The 17,391-nt window shown below is 69.4% G+C and carries 19 protein-coding genes; 13 read left to right on the top strand and 6 right to left on the bottom strand.

What is annotated here, in order from left to right:
• Positions 1–39: 39 nt before the first annotated feature.
• From SSP08S_RS26925 to SSP08S_RS26875, 11 genes are all read left to right on the top strand, one after another.
• Positions 40–1,890 carry an ATP-binding cassette domain-containing protein gene (locus SSP08S_RS26925; RefSeq protein WP_051105993.1) on the top strand — a complete coding sequence of 617 codons (1,851 nt, stop codon included), beginning with the start codon at positions 40–42 and terminating at the stop codon, positions 1,888–1,890.
• Between the two features lie 38 nt (positions 1,891–1,928).
• Positions 1,929–4,220, top strand: a complete 2,292-nt coding sequence (fxlM, locus tag SSP08S_RS56010) for a methyltransferase, FxLD system (protein WP_019070745.1) — start codon at positions 1,929–1,931, stop codon at positions 4,218–4,220.
• A gap of 146 nt (positions 4,221–4,366) precedes the next feature.
• Positions 4,367–4,930, top strand: coding sequence for an SAM-dependent methyltransferase (locus tag SSP08S_RS26915; protein WP_019070744.1), 564 nt, complete (start codon positions 4,367–4,369; stop codon positions 4,928–4,930).
• A gap of 55 nt (positions 4,931–4,985) precedes the next feature.
• Positions 4,986–6,281: a tyrosine-type recombinase/integrase gene (locus SSP08S_RS26910; protein WP_019070743.1), complete on the top strand. Its 1,296-nt coding sequence runs from the start codon at positions 4,986–4,988 to the stop codon at positions 6,279–6,281.
• A gap of 197 nt (positions 6,282–6,478) precedes the next feature.
• The gene (locus tag SSP08S_RS26905; RefSeq protein WP_245607969.1) at positions 6,479–8,740 is read left to right on the top strand and encodes a tyrosine-type recombinase/integrase; all 2,262 of its coding nucleotides are present in this window, start codon (positions 6,479–6,481) and stop codon (positions 8,738–8,740) included.
• A gap of 295 nt (positions 8,741–9,035) precedes the next feature.
• Entirely contained in the window at positions 9,036–9,434 is a 399-nt protein-coding gene (locus SSP08S_RS26900; protein WP_019070741.1) for a zinc ribbon domain-containing protein YjdM, read from the top strand.
• Positions 9,435–9,629: 195 nt separating this feature from the next.
• Positions 9,630–9,968 (top strand): ArsR/SmtB family transcription factor, encoded by a 339-nt coding sequence (locus SSP08S_RS26895; protein WP_019070740.1) that lies wholly within the window; start codon positions 9,630–9,632, stop codon positions 9,966–9,968.
• Positions 9,968–11,701: a SulP family inorganic anion transporter gene (locus SSP08S_RS26890; RefSeq protein ID WP_019070739.1), complete on the top strand. Its 1,734-nt coding sequence runs from the start codon at positions 9,968–9,970 to the stop codon at positions 11,699–11,701. The genes SSP08S_RS26895 and SSP08S_RS26890 overlap by 1 nt, the downstream gene beginning before the upstream one ends.
• Complete coding sequence (locus SSP08S_RS26885; RefSeq protein ID WP_019070738.1) at positions 11,698–12,105, top strand: pyridoxamine 5'-phosphate oxidase family protein; 408 nt, start codon at positions 11,698–11,700, stop codon at positions 12,103–12,105. Before SSP08S_RS26890 ends, SSP08S_RS26885 begins: the two co-directional genes overlap by 4 nt.
• Positions 12,105–12,530 carry an ATP-binding protein gene (locus SSP08S_RS26880; protein ID WP_019070737.1) on the top strand — a complete coding sequence of 142 codons (426 nt, stop codon included), beginning with the start codon at positions 12,105–12,107 and terminating at the stop codon, positions 12,528–12,530. Before SSP08S_RS26885 ends, SSP08S_RS26880 begins: the two co-directional genes overlap by 1 nt.
• 35 nt (positions 12,531–12,565) lie before the next feature.
• Positions 12,566–12,979, top strand: a complete 414-nt coding sequence (locus SSP08S_RS26875; RefSeq protein WP_019070736.1) for an STAS domain-containing protein — start codon at positions 12,566–12,568, stop codon at positions 12,977–12,979.
• Positions 12,980–12,990: 11 nt separating this feature from the next.
• Here the strand turns inward: SSP08S_RS26875 and SSP08S_RS63625 are convergent, their stop codons facing one another.
• Genes SSP08S_RS63625 through SSP08S_RS64245 form a run of 3 tightly spaced genes read right to left on the bottom strand, consistent with a single transcriptional unit; the run spans position 12,991 to position 13,789 of the window.
• Positions 12,991–13,302, bottom strand: coding sequence for a 2-phosphosulfolactate phosphatase (locus SSP08S_RS63625; protein ID WP_019070735.1), 312 nt, complete (start codon positions 13,300–13,302; stop codon positions 12,991–12,993).
• Positions 13,293–13,661 (bottom strand): hypothetical protein, encoded by a 369-nt coding sequence (locus SSP08S_RS63620; protein ID WP_245607959.1) that lies wholly within the window; start codon positions 13,659–13,661, stop codon positions 13,293–13,295. The genes SSP08S_RS63625 and SSP08S_RS63620 overlap by 10 nt, the downstream gene beginning before the upstream one ends.
• Complete coding sequence (locus tag SSP08S_RS64245; protein ID WP_019070733.1) at positions 13,658–13,789, bottom strand: hypothetical protein; 132 nt, start codon at positions 13,787–13,789, stop codon at positions 13,658–13,660. The genes SSP08S_RS63620 and SSP08S_RS64245 overlap by 4 nt, the downstream gene beginning before the upstream one ends.
• A gap of 441 nt (positions 13,790–14,230) precedes the next feature.
• On the opposite strand from SSP08S_RS64245, the gene SSP08S_RS26865 reads away from it, so the two are divergent.
• The gene (locus SSP08S_RS26865; protein WP_026178855.1) at positions 14,231–14,581 is read left to right on the top strand and encodes an ArsR/SmtB family transcription factor; all 351 of its coding nucleotides are present in this window, start codon (positions 14,231–14,233) and stop codon (positions 14,579–14,581) included.
• Positions 14,582–14,732: 151 nt separating this feature from the next.
• Entirely contained in the window at positions 14,733–15,215 is a 483-nt protein-coding gene (locus SSP08S_RS56000) for an NADH-quinone oxidoreductase subunit B family protein (protein WP_019070731.1), read from the top strand.
• Positions 15,216–15,640: 425 nt separating this feature from the next.
• On the opposite strand, the gene SSP08S_RS26855 is transcribed toward SSP08S_RS56000, so the two are convergent.
• From SSP08S_RS26855 to SSP08S_RS26845, 3 genes are read right to left on the bottom strand one after another with little or no spacing between them, the layout of a single operon-like run.
• Positions 15,641–16,459: a rod shape-determining protein gene (locus SSP08S_RS26855; RefSeq protein ID WP_026178854.1), complete on the bottom strand. Its 819-nt coding sequence runs from the start codon at positions 16,457–16,459 to the stop codon at positions 15,641–15,643.
• Positions 16,456–16,833, bottom strand: a complete 378-nt coding sequence (locus SSP08S_RS26850; protein WP_019070729.1) for a TraR/DksA family transcriptional regulator — start codon at positions 16,831–16,833, stop codon at positions 16,456–16,458. The genes SSP08S_RS26855 and SSP08S_RS26850 overlap by 4 nt, the downstream gene beginning before the upstream one ends.
• Before the next feature lie 49 nt (positions 16,834–16,882).
• Positions 16,883–17,209, bottom strand: a complete 327-nt coding sequence (locus tag SSP08S_RS26845) for a TraR/DksA C4-type zinc finger protein (RefSeq protein WP_026178853.1) — start codon at positions 17,207–17,209, stop codon at positions 16,883–16,885.
• Positions 17,210–17,391: the final 182 nt, after the last annotated feature.

The raw sequence follows: 17,391 nt of genomic DNA, 5'->3' as shown, positions 1-17,391 counted from the left end.
CCCAACGCCGGACCGCCTGGCCGCGGTGCGCGGGCGGCCGTGCCGCCGCCGGCGCCGGCGGAGATCCGCTACGAGGGCCGGTATGCCAAGAACCCTCTGGACGAGGCGTCGTTCGGGCAGATGTGCGCCCGGCTGCCTCGGGTGCTGGGCCAGACCGCGCGGATGGCGTGGGCCACCGACCGGTCCGCGGTCCTGCTGCTGGCCGCCTGCACGGTACTGACCGCCGTAGCTGCCGGCCTGCTGCTGACCTACACCCGGCACGCCATGCAGCCGATCCTGGCCGCCGGGCCAGTGGCCGAACGGCTGCACCAGGCGCTGCCCGCGCTGCTGGGCATCGCCATCGCCGCGGCAGCCGGCCGGATCGCGAGCGCGTTCTCCGCGTACGCGGACGGGCGGATCACACCCCGGCTGACCACGGAGGCGGACAGCGCGCTCGTCGAGGCGGTGTGCCGGGTGGAGGCCGCAGCCCGGGCCGAGGACGGCTTCGCGGACCGCCAGGAGGCCGCGGAGATGGGGGTGGTCCGTGGCCATGTGATGGTGCAGGACGCCACCCGCTTCGCCGCAGCCGTGGCCCGCATGGTCACCGCGAGCGGGGTGCTCCTGGTGCTGAACCCGCTGATGCTGCCGCTACTCCTGCTCGCCGTCGTACCCGCCGCCGTGGGTGCGATCCTGCACGCGCGCATCAACTACGAGACGCATTACGCCAATGTCGGAGACCGCAACGTCCGCCAGAACATGCGGGGTTGGGTGACCAGCCCGAAGTTCACCGACGAGATCCGCGCCAACGGCATGGTCCCCTACCTGGGGTTCTGGCACCGTACGATCTCCGAACGCATCGACCGGCGCACCCTGTCGATGGCGCCGAGGACGCTGCGGGTCGTGCTGGCCAGTTCCGCGATCGGCGGTGTCTTCCTCACCGTCACCTGGGCCGCGCTCGCCTGGCTGGCCGCCACCGGGCGCATCGAGCCGGCGATCGCCGCGACTGCGGTCGTCGCCGTGCAGACCACGCTCGCCGCCCTGAGCCAGCTCGTCATCTACGGCGCCGCCATGTTCCACACCGCCCTCTACCTCGCGGACATGGAAGCCTTCCTCGCCTTCGCCGCCGAACGTGCCCCGAAACGCGGCGAGTTGGCTCTGGCCGGGCCGGTGGAGGAGATCCGCCTCGACGAGGCCGTCTACCGCTACCCCGGCAAGGAGACCCCGGCCGTGGCCGGAGTGTCGCTGACGGTGCGCCGCGGGGAGATCCTCGCCGTGGTCGGCGAGAACGGCTCCGGAAAGTCCACGCTGACCCGACTCCTCGCGGGCATCTTCCTCGCAGACAAGGGCACCGTCCGCTGGAACGGCCACGACCTCACCGGTCTCGACCCGGACAGACTGTGGGAACGCTCCGGACTCGTGCCGCAGAACTTCGCGCAGTGGCCGCTGAACGTCCGCGACAACGTCACCCTCGGCCAACCCCGCACCTTCGACGACGACTTGGTGTGGCAGGCACTGGAAGCCGTCGGCCTGCTAGAGGCCGTCGAGGAACTGCCAAACGGCCTGGACACCCTGCTGGCGCGGGAGTTCTGGGGCGGAACCGAGCTCTCGGGCGGGCAGTGGCAGCGCCTGGCGTGCGCGCGGGCCCTGTACCGGCAGCCGGAGCTGCTGATCCTGGACGAGCCGACCAGCCAGATGGACGCCCGCGGGGAGCACGCCATCCTCGAACAGATCAAGTCGATCGCCGCCAGCCGCATGACGATCGTGGTCACCCACCAGCTAATCAACACCCAGATCGCCGACACGATCATCGTCATGACGCGCGGCCGGATCGCCGAGCAGGGCACCTACGACCAACTCGCCCACGGCGGCGGTCTGTTCGCCGAACTCCTCGCCCTGTCCACCGACCGATGACCCACCCGTCACCCGAACCGCCAGAAGGAGCAACCCCGTTGGGATACACACAGCAGGGCGAGTGGGACACGCACTACGCCGAGGGACGACGCTTCCGCCCCCTCGGAGACACGGAACGGGCACTGCTGGCCGAACACGTACCAGCCCCCGGCGACGGTGGTCGCGCCCTGGAAGTCGGCTGCGGCACCGGCGAGTTGGCCCTCCACCTGGCATCGACGGGTTACACGGTCGACGCCGTGGACTGGGCCGACAGCGCCCTCGGACACGCCCAAGGCAGCGGTCCGGCCGGTGTGCGCTGGCTCCGGCTCGACGTCGAACGCGACGACCTCGCCGCCTTGGAGGACAACACCTACGACCTGATCACGATCCGGCTCGCGTACGCGTTCCTCAGCGACCGCACCCGGGTCATGCACGATCTCGGACGCCGGCTGCGCGAGGGCGGCGCGATCGTCGTGATCGCCCCGCTCGCCGCGAACACCCCTACCGAGAAGCGGGACATCGCCTTGGCGGAAGACGAGATCAGCTTGCTCAGTGCCAGCTGGGAACGAGTCCAGCGGTTCGACGCGGACGGGCTCGCCATGATGGTCCTGCGCGGCCCGCGCCTCAACCAGATTGCCTTGGCGGAGAAGGACCGGCCTTCCGTGCACGCGGTGACCGGCGCTTGCGCGGTCGTGACCGACGCCCACGGCCGGGTCCTCCTGGGTCGTTCCACCAGCGGGATGTGGGAACTGCCGGGCGGGCGCACGGAGGGGTCCGAGCCGTTCGAGCAGACGGCGGTGCGTGAACTGGCCGAGGAGACCGGCCTTATCGCCGACCCCGCCGACGCGCATGTGCTGAGCATGCTCTGGGACGACAACCGGGGCATCTCCCGCCTGACCGCCGTGGTCCGCGTCACCGCCCATTCCGGCACGCTCGCCTGCCGCGAGCCGGACAAGTTCACACGGTGGGAGTGGCATCCCCTGCACACCCTGGCCCACCTCGACCGGATCTTCGCCCCGTCGGCGCAGGCGCTGGATGCCGTCTGGCCCGGCGTCCTCCCCGGTCTGCCGCCCATGCACGCCTACCAGCACGCGATCATCCACCCGCGCGTGGACGGCGAACCGCCCCAGGCAGTGAGGCTACGGCTGGACATGACCGCGAGGGTCATCGTCGGCGGATGGGCGCCTTCGAACGCGGTCCGGGCGGCCCTGCGGGCGGTGCCCCGTCACCGGTTCACGCCCGAGAGCCCCCTGGCCACGGCGTACGACGACGACCTTGCCGTCGTCACGCGCCGCGACGACGAGGAGCAGGCCACCAGCTCGGTGTCCGCCGCCTGGCTCCAGGCCGACATGATCGAAAGCCTCCGTCTGGAGCCGGGGATGACGGTGTGCGAGGTGGGATCGGGCGGCTATAACGCCGAACTCCTCGCCCACGTCGTTGGCGGGGGCGGCCGGGTGGTGAGTGTCGACATCGACCCGTACGTCGTCGCGCGCACCCGCCGGTTCACCGCCGAGGCCGGCAGCGGCCGGGTCACCGCGCTCCTCGGCGACGGACACCTCGGCGCCCCCGGCCACGTTCCGGCCGCCGGGTTCGACGGCTGCGTCATCACCCACAACTGCTGGGACATCGCCCCCTCCTGGCGCGAACAGCTCGCCCAAGGCCGGTACCTGGTAGTGCCGTTGGAGATCCACGGCTATACCCGCGCCATCACCCTCCAGAAGCACGGCGACGTGCTGCATGCCCGCGGCTTCACGTTCTGCGGGTTCGTACGGGACCTCGGCAGTGCATCCCGCACCACCCCGGTCGCCGACCTGCGCGGCGGGGAGCTGCAACTGCGCTTCGAGGACGGCGAACCGGCCGACGTGTCCGGCATCGAGGACGCACTGCACGGTGCACGGCACGAACTGCCCACCGGCGTGACCGTCGCACCCATGGAATCCTTCGAAACACTGCAGCTCTACCTCGCCACCACCCTGCCCGGCTTCTGCCGCCTCGCGCTCGACCGTGCCCGGGACACCGCCATCGCTGCCGTGCCCCGTGGGGCCGACGCAGCCGCCGTGCTCGGTGGCGGTTCCCTGGCCTACCTCACCCACACCCCGGTCACCGGCACCGCAAGCTCCGACGAGGGACGGGCCGAGTTCATCGCCCACGCCTACGGCCCCGACGGCACCCGCCTCGCCGAACAGCTCGCCGCCGCGGTGCGCTCGTGGGACCAGCAGCTTCGTGGCACCGGCTACCCCGAACTGGCCGTGTTCCCCGCAGGCACCGCCGACCGAGAGCTGCCCGCCGGGCATGTGCTGGACAAGCCGCACAGCCGCCTCGTCTTCACCTGGAACACCGAGGGCTCCTGAGCGGATCGGATCACATACCCAGCCCCGGCTCAGGAGTTGGCCCCGCGTTCTCCATCCCGGCCGGCCCAACCAGGACTCGCCCACAACGGCCCAGGCAGCCGGTAACCGTAGCACCAGCTCGACCACGTCGGAAACGGAGAGTGCAGATGAACGGCGAGGAACTGGCCAACGTGACGGCCTGGACGGCGTACGGGACGCGCCACCTCGAAAGAGCCACCGCCGTCGCCGAGGTCGACCGTCTCACCTGGGGATTCTGGCCGACCGGTCCCGGCGTCGAGGTCCTCGGCGATGTCACCGGCCGCCGGGTACTGGACCTCGGCTCGGGCCTGGGCAAGTACGCCGCATACCTCGCGCGCGAGCACGGCGCTCTGGTCGACGCCGTCGACGTCTCCACGACGCAGCACCAGCGCGCGACCGCTCGCTACGGTTCGCAGCCCGGCCTGAACCTGATCCTCGGCGACGCCGTCGAGCACCTCCGGCAGTGCGAGCAGTACGACGTCATCTACTCCATCCACGGCTTCGCCTACGTCGACCCCTGGCGGCTGCTGCCCGCCCTCGCCGCAGCCCTGGCACCCGGAGGGCGCCTGGTCTTCTCCGTCCTGCACACCAACTCCGACGGTGTCGGCCCCTCGACGACCGTCGCTGCGCGGCCCGAGATTCTGCCGCTGGCCGGCGGCGGCCAACTCACGGTCGAGATGTGGGTGTGTTGACCGAACCAACTTCGCTGTTTATGCAGGTCAGATGCTGTTCTGCTAGCTTCCCGTCATGCGCCAGCGGAATGGTCCTGAAAGGGATCTGAAGAGCTTTGTCCTGCCCGAGATCGGCCGGTTGCTGAGGACCGAGGATCCCTGGGAGCCGTACCGGATGTTGGATGTGCACGGATCCCCGGTGGAACCGGTGACGGTGTACTTCAAGGAGCTGATGGCGGCCGACAGCTCTCCGCTGACGGTGCGTTCGTATGGAATGGACCTGCTGAGGTGGTGGCGGTTCTTGTGGTCATTAGGCATTCGCTGGGATCGCGCGGTACGTAGGGACGCCCGGGACTTCACGCTGTGGATGCAACTGGTGGACAAGCCCATACGCCCCCACTGGCGCCACCGCGGTAAGGGGCCTGCCGAGTCTTCTTCTCTCCAACGCCCGAGCGGCGGGTCGGCGCCAGGAACTCCGAACCCGGTGACGGGGAAGCCGACGGTTGGCACGAAGTACGCGGCGAGCACGCGGGCACACTGTGAGACGGTCCTGCGCACGTTCTACGACTTTCACCTGGAGTGCAACACCGGCGCGCTGTTGGTCAATCCCTTCCCCCTGGTCCGCAGCCGTCGCTCCGGGCGTGCTCAGTCTCATCACAATCCGGAGCGCGAGTATCAGCGCCAGCGCGTCGGCCTTTATCGTCCCACTGTCGTGCAGCGGGTTCCGCGCCGGATTCCCGATGACAAGTACACCGAGGTCTTTACCAGCTTACGGTCGCACCGCGATCGGGCTCTGCTCGCCTTCTGGGTCGCTACTGGGGCCCGTGCCGAAGAACTGCTCACCTCATCCCAGGACGACGCGGTCGTCGGCCGGCAGACCATTGGGGTGATTCGCAAGGGCACTCGCGAGTACCAGGAACTGCCCGCGACACCTGACGCGTTCGTCTGGCTACGGCTCTACCAGGAAGAAGCCTGGCACAAGGGAGTTCCCCGCGGACGCAAGCAGCGGCTTTGGTGGACTCTGCGCCGCCCCTGGCGGCCACTGAGCTACGACGCGGCCCGCGCCATGTTCAACCGCGCCAACCAGATCCTCGGCTCCAACTGGACGCTTCACGACCTGAGGCACACCGCGGCGTTCTTGATGCTCGACGATCCGGCGATGCCGCCGGCCTACGTCCAGCACATCCTTGGCCACAAACACCTCTCCACCCTGGACATCTACAATCGTCCCACCAGGGACGGCGTCATTGCCGCAGGTCTTGCTCACCACGGTCGACAGCAGCAACAGCGCGACAATCCGCCACCGGCCCCGCTCTCGCCGGCCTACAGCCCCGACTCCCTCAACATCCTGTTCGGAGGTCCGCTCCGATGACGAACCTCCTGGTCGCACCGGTTGCCGAGGCGGTAACCAATCTGCGAGGAGAAGAGGCCGCGGCCCTGCTACGAGCCTTCCCTCCGCGCCTCCGAGCAGCATCATGGCGGGCAACTCGGCTTTCCCGGGAGGCCGTTGTCGACCGACTGCAACGGCGGCCCTTCAGAGCTACGACCGACAGTGCTCAGTCCGTGCGGATGGGCGGCGCCAGGATGCTACTGGACTGGCTGGAGACTTTTCCTGGCGACACTTGGCAACAGCGGTGGGAAGCCAGCCCCGCCGCTGACGCCTATGCCGGCTGGAGCGAGGCGCTCATGGCCTGGCGCCTCGGTGAGGGGAGGAAGCCTCGCCAGGATGCCGCTCCCTCCGGCATGTTGGCTCTGATCAGCGCGGACGTCATCCGGCCTAGCCTGCAGTGGCTTTCTCCCAACTCGTCGCGCCAGCTTCGGCCCGCCATCGCTGCAGCGCGTGATCCTGACGGCTTCGCGCGCCTGTCGGCTCAGATCCCCTCGGGTGAGTTGGCTACCTCTCCGGCCTCGGAGGCGCTGAAAGTCATCGCCTTGATCGTCGCGTCTCACGGCGGCGGCGTCGATGACATCGTGGTGGGCGACCTGCTCACACTCCTACAGATCAAGGCAATCCAAAACGCCCAGAATGGTCCTGTCCTGCGCGCCTACACGTGGCTGCGCGCCCGTGACCAGTTCCCTTCAGACGCCCCGGCCACGCTGCAGAACCTCCCGGCCCGGAGCGGACAGGTCGCTCCCGCAAGTCTCGTCGACCGCTTCCCCTTACGTTGCAGACCAGTCCGCGACCTCCTCGTCGACTACCTCACCGAACGCCAACCCTCACTCGACTACACCACCCTGTTGGTCCTGGCCAACCATCTGGTGGGCCTGTTCTGGGCTGACCTGGAACGCCACCACCCCGGTGTCGACAGCCTGCGGCTGCCGAGCGAGGTGAGCGAGGCGTGGAAGACCCGCATCGCCGTGAAGACCGTCCGGCGGCGTCAGCCGGACGGCACCACAGCCGAGATCACCGCGCCACGGGCCAGCGCGGCAGCCGTGAAGATGAACGTGCGGGCGTTTTACCTCGACATCGCTGAATGGGCCCTTGATGAGCCCGAGCGGTGGGGCCCGTGGGCCGCTCCGAGCCCGATCAGCGAAGGCGACTGCGGCGCCAGAAAGATGGAGCGGGAGCAGAAATCCAGATCAGACCGGCGCACGCGTGAGCGTCTGCCCGTCCTGCCACTGCTCGTTCGCGTCGCTGATCGCCGCCTCAAAGAGGCCACAGCCCGTCTCGATGCTGTCGACGCCGCGCCGTTGGGCACTGCGGTCACCGTTCTCGGCGAGACCTTCACCTTGCCTCAGACCTCCCGGCGGGCTGACCGGCGGCCGGGGCATGTCTGGGACGCACACGGGAAACGCCGAAGCCCCCGCGCAGAAGAGAAGCAGGCTTTCTTCGCCTGGGCAACCATCGAAATCCTCCGCAATACAGGCATCAGGGCTGAGGAGCTTCTGGAACTCAGCCACCACAGCATCATCCGCTACACACTGCCCACCACCGGAGAAATCGTCCCTCTACTGCAGATCGCCCCCTCCAAGACGGAGAAAGAACGCCTGCTACTCATCAACCCCGAACTCGCCGACGTTCTCAGCGCGCTCGTCACCCGCGTCCGGCAGTCCGACGGCCAGATTCCGGCCATCCCCACCTACGACATACACGAGAGGACCTGGAATCCACCGATGCCGGTCCTCTATCAATGGCCCGTCAGCGGAGAGCGCCGCCCCGTCTCAGGCGCCTTTCTCCGAACAGCCTTGAACGACACGCTAGAAGCCTCCGGTCTCCTCGGCAAGGATGGCGAGCCGTTGCACTTCCAGCCGCACGACTTCCGAAGGATCTTCATCACCGATGCCATCCTCAATGGCCTGCCCCCGCACATTGCCCAAATCATCGCGGGCCACGAGAGCATCAACACCACAATGGGATACGCCGCCATCTACCCGTCTGACGCCATTGAGGCACACCGTGCGTTTATCGCCAGACGTCGCCAGACCAGGCCGACTGAAGAGTACCGCACGATCACCTCGCAGGAATGGGACGAGTTTCTTGGACACTGGCAGAAAAGGAAACTGGCACTCGGAGAATGCGGGCGGGCTTACGGGACAGACTGCGCTCATGAGCATGCGTGCGTCCGCTGCCCTGTTCTCATCGTCGGACCGAGCGATAGACCCAGGTTCGAAGAGATCCGTGACAACCTCCGCGAAAGAATCGCTGAGGCTGAGAGGGAAGGGTGGTTGGGTGAAGTCGAAGGGCTCTCGGTCAGCCTTGCAGCCGCAGAAGAGAAGATCGCACAGCTCTTTTCTAGGCAGGAGCGAAGAGACTCACCTGTATTCCTTGGGGTCCCCTCGATCGGCCAACTCGCCGCTGGCATCAGCGATACGGAGGAATCGTCCATATGAGCCTGCCACCGTGAACTTGTGCGCTTCGCACCGACGGCCGACGCGGGGGCCCTTGGCATCCTACTGTATAAGTCTCAAATCAACGACAGGTGCAGTACTGATCGTGGGAATGCACGTGGGACGATCACTGTGGGTCTGCGGCCTGGGAGGATGCATGCGGGCGAAGTCGAGCACGGACGAGTTGATCGCCCGTCAACGTCTCGTCCTCCCGCAGCCGCAATAGCATGTCCCGGCGCTGGGTGGGGGCTGTGGCCTCACCCCCGGGCCGGAAGCCCGCGCCGGATACCCTGAGCGGATGATCGAGAACCTTCCTGCTTGTCCGAAGTGTTCGTGTGAGTACACCTACGAGATGAACGCCCTGGTGGTGTGCCCGGAGTGCGGCCACGAGTGGGTTCCCGCCGAGAGTGGCGCACAGGGCGGGGACGTTGCTGGCGAGCGCAGCGAGATGGGGGTCCCCCCGGCCGAAGGCTGGGGGAGGGTCGTCAAGGACGCGGTGGGCAATGCGCTGCAGGACGGTGACGCCGTGGTCGTGGTCAAGGCGCTCAAGGTCAAGGGGAGTCCCTCGGGGATCAAGGCCGGCACCAAGGTGCGCGGCATCCGGCTGGTCGACGGGGTCGACGGCCACGACATCGACTGCAGGATCGACGGTTTCGGTGCGATGCAGCTCAAGTCCAGTGTGGTCAAGAAAGCCTGACCGCAGCCGACGGCCACCGCCTTCCTTTCGGTCCGCCGTCCTGCATGGAGAAGTCTGCCGGGCAGCAACATGATGCTGAATTGCAAAATTTCGCAATTCATTAGATGCTGTGCTGGCTGTGTCCGTCGCCGGTAGCCGCGGGCACAGCCGTTATGTCTGCGCCGGGTGGGGCGCCGTCGGGAAGGCGAGGAAGCCGTGTCCGTTCCGCTGTATCAGGCCAAGGCTGAGTTCTTCCGGATGCTGGGGCATCCCGTACGGATACGGGTGCTGGAGCTGCTGCAGGAGGGGCCGATGCCGGTACGGGAGCTGCTGGCTGCGATCGAGGTGGAGCCCTCCAGCCTGTCGCAGCAGCTGGCGGTGCTGCGCCGCTCGGGCATTGTCACCTCCCGGCGTGAGGGCTCCACGGTGGTGTATGCGCTGGCCAGCGGGGATGTTGCCGACCTGATGCGGGTGGCGCGCCGGATCCTGAGTGACGTGCTGGCCGGGCAGAAGGAGCTGCTGGCCCAGCTGCGGGATACCGGGGTTTCCGCGTGATGAGAGTCTTGCTGGGCCGGGTGGGTGGCCGGCTTGCCGGGCTGCTGCCCGGCCGCGGTGATCTGGCCCAGATGCGCCGGGATCCGCGCCGGGACCTGCTGGCCGGCCTGACGGTGGCGATCGTCGCGCTGCCGCTGGCGCTCGGTTTCGGGGTCTCCTCCGGGCTCGGCGCGGAGGCGGGGCTGGCGACCGCGGTGATCGCGGGAGCGCTGGCCGCGGTGTTCGGCGGCTCGAATCTGCAGGTGTCCGGTCCGACCGGTGCGATGACGGTGGTGCTGGTGCCCATCGTCGCCGAGCACGGGACGGGCGGGGTGCTGACCGTCGGCCTGATGGCGGGGGTGATGCTCGTCGTCCTGGCGGTGCTGAAGGCCGGCAAGTACATGCAGTACGTGCCCGCGCCGGTCGTCGAGGGTTTCACTCTGGGCATCGCCTGCGTGATCGGGCTGCAGCAGATCCCCAACGCCCTGGGCGTGCCCAAGCCGGGGGGCGACCGCGTCCTCGTGGTGGCCTGGCACGCACTGCAGGAGTTCGCGCAGCACCCGAACTGGACCGCCGCCGCCTTCGCCCTGGCCGTCGCCGCCGTCATGCTGATCGGCGCCCGCTGGCGGCCCACGGTCCCCTTCTCCATCCTCGCGGTGATCGCGGCGACGGTGGTGGCGCAGCTCGCCGGCCTGGACGCGGCGAAGCCGATCGGTGACCTGCCGTCCGGCCTGCCCGCGCCTTCCCTCGCCTTCCTGGACCTGGGGGCACTCGGCTCGCTGCTTGCCCCGGCGGTGGCGGTGGCGGCGCTGGCCGCGCTGGAGTCGCTGCTGTCGGCCTCGGTGGCGGACGGGATGACGGTCGGTCAGAAGCATGATCCGGACCGGGAGCTGTTCGGTCAGGGGCTGGCCAACATCGCCGCCCCGCTGTTCGGCGGTGTGCCGGCGACCGGCGCGATCGCGCGGACCGCGGTCAACGTCCGTACCGGTGCGAGCTCGCGGCTCGCCTCCCTGGTCCATGCCGCGGTCCTCGCGGTGATCGTCTTCGCGGCCTCCCCGCTCGTCTCGAAGATTCCGCTTGCCGCGCTGGCGGGCGTGCTGCTGGCGACCGCCGTCCGCATGGTCGAGGTCGGCTCGCTGCGGGCGATGGCGAAGGCGACCCGTTCCGACGCGCTGATCCTGGTGCTGACCGCCGTGGCCACGCTCGCCCTCGACCTCGTCTACGCGGTGATCATCGGCCTGGCAGTGGCGGGCGTCCTCGCCCTGCGTGCCGTGGCCCTGCAGGCCCGCCTCGAAGAGGTCCCGCTCGACCGTGGTGATCACAGCGCCGAGGAGCATGCGCTGCTGGCCGAGCACATCGTCGCCTATCGCATCGACGGCCCGCTGTTCTTCGCCGGTGCCCACCGCTTTCTGCTGGAGCTGGCGGAAGTCGCCGACGTCCGCGTCGTCATCCTGCGCATGTCCCGGGTGAGCACCATCGACGCCACGGGTGCGCTCGTCCTCAAGGACGCGGTGGACAAGCTCCAGCGGCGGGGCATCGCCGTCATGACCTCGGGGATACGTCCTGGCCAGCGCCAGGTCCTGGACTCGGTCGGCGTGTTGGAGCTGCTGTGTCTGGAGGGGCGCGAGTACGCCACCACACCCGAGGCGATCCGGGGCGCCCGCACCTACCTGGAATGCGCCGGTGTCATGTGGCCGCTCCCCGCCCAGTCGCCCCGGCCCGTCAGCGAGGAAACAGAGGAAACCGTCGGATGAGCACTCTGCCCGCATCGCTGCGCATGGTCGAGGTCTCCGGTACCGAAGCCCTATGGCTGCTGGAGGGCAGCGTCCTGGGGCGGCTGGTGTACCCGCAGCGGGAGGTGACCGTCATCCGGCCCGGCCATCCCACCTGGGAGTACGGGCGGCTGGTGGTGCGTACCCCCGCCCCTGCCGCTGCGGTTCCCTTCGACGTGACCTACCACGTGGACGAGGTACGCGTGGTCACCGGCACGGGCTGGAGCGTCACCGTAGCCGGACGGGCCGACATGATCACCGACCCCGACGAGGCCGCCCACTACCGGCGCACTCTCAGCGGCTGGACGCACGGCCCGCACGACACCTTGCTGCGCCTGCACCCCCGGACCGTCACCGGATTCCGCTTCGCTCGCGCGGAGGCGTGATGAGGACCCGGCTGGAGGCCCTGCCTCACCGGCATGTACTGACCCTGCCCACGATGCCGTCCGCGGTCCGCACGGCCCGGGAGACCGCCGAGCGGGCACTGGCCGAGTGGGGCATAAACCCCCGCCATCCCACCGTCGATCCGGCCCTGCTGATCCTGAGCGAACTGGTCACCAACAGCGTCCGGCACGCCGCGGAACTCTCTCCTCAGCTGACTGTTATCTACGCCGCCGGCGAGGACACCCTGGCCTTCGCCGTGCACGACCGTCACCCCCATCAGCCGGCGCTGTACGCGACGCTCATCGATGCCGGGTCCGGCGGCCTGACGACCGTCATGGAGCTCACCCTCGGCCTGGGCGGCACGGCGGTCGTCCGGGGCGATGCCGACGGCAGGGGCAAGAGCATCTGGATCACCCTCCCCCTGTGAAGCAGACCGGCTGACGTGCAAGGAAGTTGACGATCATGACCATCGAGTGGCGTTACACCGTCGAGCAGGAACTCGGCGTCCTGTCCGTCTCGGGATATCTGGGCCCGGACGCCGTCCACCGCTTCGCCGGTGCCATCGGCTGGGTGGTCCAGCGCGCGAGCGGTCCGGTCATCGTCGACCTGACCGCGCTGCGCGGCTGGTCGGCCGAGGGCCAGACGGCGATCACCGAGGCCGCACGCCATCTCGCCGCAGCGGGTCGCGGCCTGGAACTGGCCGCGATCCCCGCAGACGGCTCCCTCGTGCCCGACGCGGACTGTCCGCCCATCACCGTGCACAGCGATCTGGCCGGCGCGCTCGTGGCACACAGCACGCGGCACGCCGAACCGGCACAGGGCCGCCACGAGTGGCGCACAACAGGCTGGCCGAGCACAGACCCCGCACAGGAGTGAGTCCGCCGGGGTCAGCCGGGGGCGAAGGCGCCGTCGCCGTCCCGTACGGATACGACGGTGCTGACGTCCTCCTCCGTCGCGATGGCCACATCCTCGACGAAACCCGTCGCGGCCAGCTCCCGGCCGGAGGCGCAGCCGGCGACCACGCGCCTGAGGTCGGCGGTGCCCTCATAGGCCGCTTTCGCGGCGGCTGCCTCAACGGACATGGGTCCCGCGCCCTGGGCGTGCAGGTCGCAGATGAGGGCACCGGCGCCGAGCAGGTCCTCCAGCGCGGGGCGCAGGCTGCCGTCCGGCCACTGCTCACCCGCGGCAATTACGGCCACCGGACGGTTGGACGTGCCATAACCATGGGCGGTGAGGCCAGTCGCCGACCGCAAGGATTGTTGCGCAGGCAGGCGGCGACCACCCGCACGCGCGGCGCCTCAGCCGCCGCGATGGCCGCACTGCTCGGGGAGGGCAGCACCAGGCGTGCGGCAGTGGGGGCGCGGCGCAGGTGGGCCGGGGAGAGGGACCAGGGACTCTCGGAGGTGACGGCGTGGCGGGGGAGGGCCAGCCGCGCCCCGCACTGCCCTGCGTACACGGCGGCGGCCTTCGCCGCCGCGGCCCGCTCGACCGGGGCGGCATAGCCGTCCGGCACCCAGAACGGCAGCACCTGGATGCCCGCCTCGACAGCGACGCTCACCGCGCCGTGGTGAAGGACAGCACGTCGACGATGACCACACAGGCGGCCTCCCCGGCGAGGCGGCCCGCTCCGGCCGGCCCCCACTCGAAGCGGATCCCATTTCCAGACTGGCCGGCCCAGTCACCCATGCCCCACTCCCTTATGGTCCGCTTGCCGTGCGCGGGTCAGCTCCGGTCGTCGCCGCCCGGCGTGGAGGAGGTGCGCCGACCGCCGAAGGACAGCCGCATCATGTGGGCGTGCCCACACCGGGGACACGCGCCCTCCGGACCCACGGCGGTAGGGCGGCACTTTAGGCGGCAGGCGGGGCACTTGTACCAGGAGACCCCGGGGCCGCGCAGCGGAATGATTCTCACGCAAGCCTCCCTCACATGACCTATGGAGTTGCTAATCTTAGCAATTGTTGAGGTCGGCACTGCTGTTTTCGGGTGGCCCGGTTTCTGGTGCGCGGATTCGGTGTGGCCGCTGCCGCAGGCGAGGATGGGCCGCATGTGTGTGACGAGTGGGTGGATGCGATGGGCCGAGGACGGTCCGGTGCGGCCGTGCTGCTGCGCGCGGGAGGCGACGGGACGATGAGTACGCCGCTGTACCAACTGAAGGCCGAGTTCTTCAAGACGCTCGGCCACCCGGCCCGCATCCGGGTGCTGGAGCTGCTGAGCGAGCGCGAGCACGCGGTGGCGGAGATGCTGCCCGAGGTGGGCATCGAGGCTGCCCACCTGTCCCAGCAGCTCGCGGTGCTGCGGCGGGCGAACCTGGTGGTGACCCGCAAAGAGGGCTCCACCGTGTACTACTCGCTGACCAGCCCGGACATCGCCGAGCTGCTCCGGGTCGCCCGCACCATCCTGTCCGGCGTGCTCGCCGGGCAGGCCGAACTGCTCGCCGATCTGCAGGCAGCGCAGATGCAGACGAAACCGCCGTCGTAGCGACGGCCCTCAAGCGGCGGCCGCCTCCCGAGAGTTGACAGCGCTCTCTGGTACCGGGAGGCGGTCGCTTCACCCCCGAGCGACGTCACTCCGGTCGCGGGCAGCCTGTTGGACGCCCGCGACCTTGTCCTCACCGTGTCAGGGAGGGTTCATGGGCCTGTTGCGCAAGATCCGCGACACCGGACGGGTGGCCGAGCCCGCCCCGCTCAGGCCGGAGGGCGAACCGCTCCCCGCGGCCAGGGAGTTCGGCGGCTCGGTGCAGGTGCGGTGCGTGGACGCGGGCTCGTGCAACGGCTGCGAGATCGAGATCGCGGGCGCCTTCAACCCGGTCTACGACGCCGAGCGCTACGGCGCCCGCCTGGTGGCCTCGCCCCGGCACGCCGACGTGGCCCTCGTGACCGGACCGGTGACCCGGAACATGGCCGAGCCGCTGCGCCGCACGGTCGCCGCGATGCCAGAGCCGCGCTTGGTGGTCGCGGTCGGCGACTGCGCGATCAACTGCGGTGAGTTCGCGGGCGGTTACGGCGTCGAAGGCGCGGTCTCCGATGTCGTACCGGTGGATCTTCAGGTTCCCGGCTGCCCTCCGGAACCGGGCGAGATCGTCGCGGCGCTGCGAAGAGTGACCGGGCGGTGAGTGTGATTCCGGCCGCTCTCGCGACGGCCATCGCGCTGGGCGGCGCGGGCGCGCTGGCCGGAGTCGTACTGCCGTACCGGCTGCGCGTTCCTGTCGTTGGAGCCCTGACGGCTGGTGTGGGGGTGGGCGGTTGTGCGGCGGGGGTGGCCGCACTGGGCGGAAGCAGCTGGGCAGCCACGTTCCCGGAGGTGTTGCCGCTGGCCGGGGTGCATCTGGCGGTGGACGCGCTGGCGGGTCTGTTCATGGCGGTGGCCGGGGCGGTCGTAGTGGCGGTCGCGGTGTACAGCATTGGGTACGCGGCGGGGCACGGCGCGCACGGGCTGGGCTCGCGTACCGCGCAGGCGGCGCTGCCGCTTTTCACGCTCACCACGGGCTTCTTCTTTCGCATGAGCGTCGCCCGGGCGCAGCCGCGGACGGTTGATGAGCTAGTGGGGGTGCGTAGCGTTGGTGATTCCGGTGGCGGCTGGGTGGGCGTGGGCGGCCCGGAGGAGTTTCGCGGCGCCGCGGACTGCGGCGGTGTGCGGAGCGGGAACTTGGTCGACGGGGGCACACAGTCGGCTGGTGAGGCGGTAAATGATGTCGGGGCGCAACGCGCCTCCTCCAGCCAGGAGGGCGCCTCGCTGGAGGGCGTCGAGGGTCTGGGAGGTGTGGTCCTGGTCCAGCATGGTGGTCACCATCTCGACGACCGCGTCGGCGATCTGTGCAGGCGGGGTGCGGCTGTCCAGGTCGCTGGTGCCCAGGGCGCTGTGGTGGGCGTCGATCACCACACCGTCGGCGAGGAGCGTGGCCTCGGTGACGTGGGCGCCGACGTCCACGACGAGCAGGGGGCGGGTCAGGTCGGCGTCTGCGGCCGTGGCCACGGCTCGTGCAGTGGGGACGGTCAGGACCGTGTGCGGGCGCAAGATCTCGACCGCGGTGCGGGCTTCGGTCCGGTAGGCGACTCCGCCCAAGACGGGGGTGGTGAGGATGAGTAGGGGGCGGCCGATGCGGGGCAGGCGGTGGCCGAGCAGCCGGTCGAGCATTCGGGCGGTTCCGGGGGTGTCGACGATGGTGCCGCGCTGAATGGGGTACGTGGCACCGGTGCCTGGGAAGGTGACCGTGGGTACGTCGAGGATCATCCGTCGGCCGGATATCCAGGCCCGGGTGCGGGCGCTGCCCAGATCAAGGGCGATGCCGAAGCACTGCCGGCAGCAGGGCCAGGTGCGATGCCGGGCGGTGAGGGGGGACACGGACGGGGTACTCATCGGTTGGCCTGCCTGACCTGTTGGCAACGGGCGCAGTAGCGGGCCTGCGGCACGATCATCAGTCGCTCGCGGGCGATGGGCGCGCAGCACAGGTGGCAGGGGCCGTAGCGGTCTTGGTCCATCCGCGTGAGGGCGGCTTCGACGTCGGCCAGGACCATGCGGGCGGAGGCGGCGAGCTTGACGCGGACCTCAAGCTGGGAGGCGGTCTGCCGGGAGCGCAACGCGTCGGTGCGGGTCGTGGCGGCGGCTGAGAGCTGCTGCAGCTGTTCCTGGCGGAACAGGCGTTGCTCGTGCAGGTTTTCGCGCAGTGCGGCGAGGTCTTGGGTCGACAGGGTCGTTCTGCGGTCGCCGTCGATGATCTGATGGTTCACCATTTCACCCCTTGGGCAGCGCGGGAGACGGAGGGCGGACGGGCGGTCGTCGTCAGCGGGCGTTGCGCTGGCAGGGCACGCAGAACCGGGTGTGGGGCAGGATTTCCAGGCGCTCGACCGGGATGGGCTTGGCGCAGCCCTGGCAGCTGCCGTAGCTGCCGTCCTGGACACGGGCGAGGGCGGCCTCGACCTCGGTAAGGACCCGCAGGATGGTGCCTTTCTGCGCGGCCATCACATGTTCCTCCGCTTCCGCCTCGGCCTCGTCGATGGCCCGCAACTGCGTGAGGCGGGAGGCACGTTCGTGTTCGAGGCGCTGGAGGGCCTCGTGCACCGTCAGCCGCTCAAGGCGGGTTTCGGCCTGACGCATATCGAGTGACATGGTGGCTCCTACTTTCTACGAGGCGGATCATGCCGGGCAGGGGAGTCGTCGGGGAGAGGGGCGAGTGCCAGACATCACGGGTGGCGGTTCATGTCTCCACCGTGACCGTTATCCCGCGCAAAACCCATCGGGCGCGATACCCATTTACGGCAGGGCCCAGGACCCATCGCGGCGTGGGCACG

It is taken from the genome of Streptomyces hokutonensis (assembly GCF_000376565.1).
Lineage (GTDB): Bacteria > Actinomycetota > Actinomycetes > Streptomycetales > Streptomycetaceae > Streptomyces > Streptomyces hokutonensis.
The sequence above is the reverse complement of the archived record's forward strand: the minus strand, read 5'-3'. Positions and strand labels throughout refer to the sequence as shown.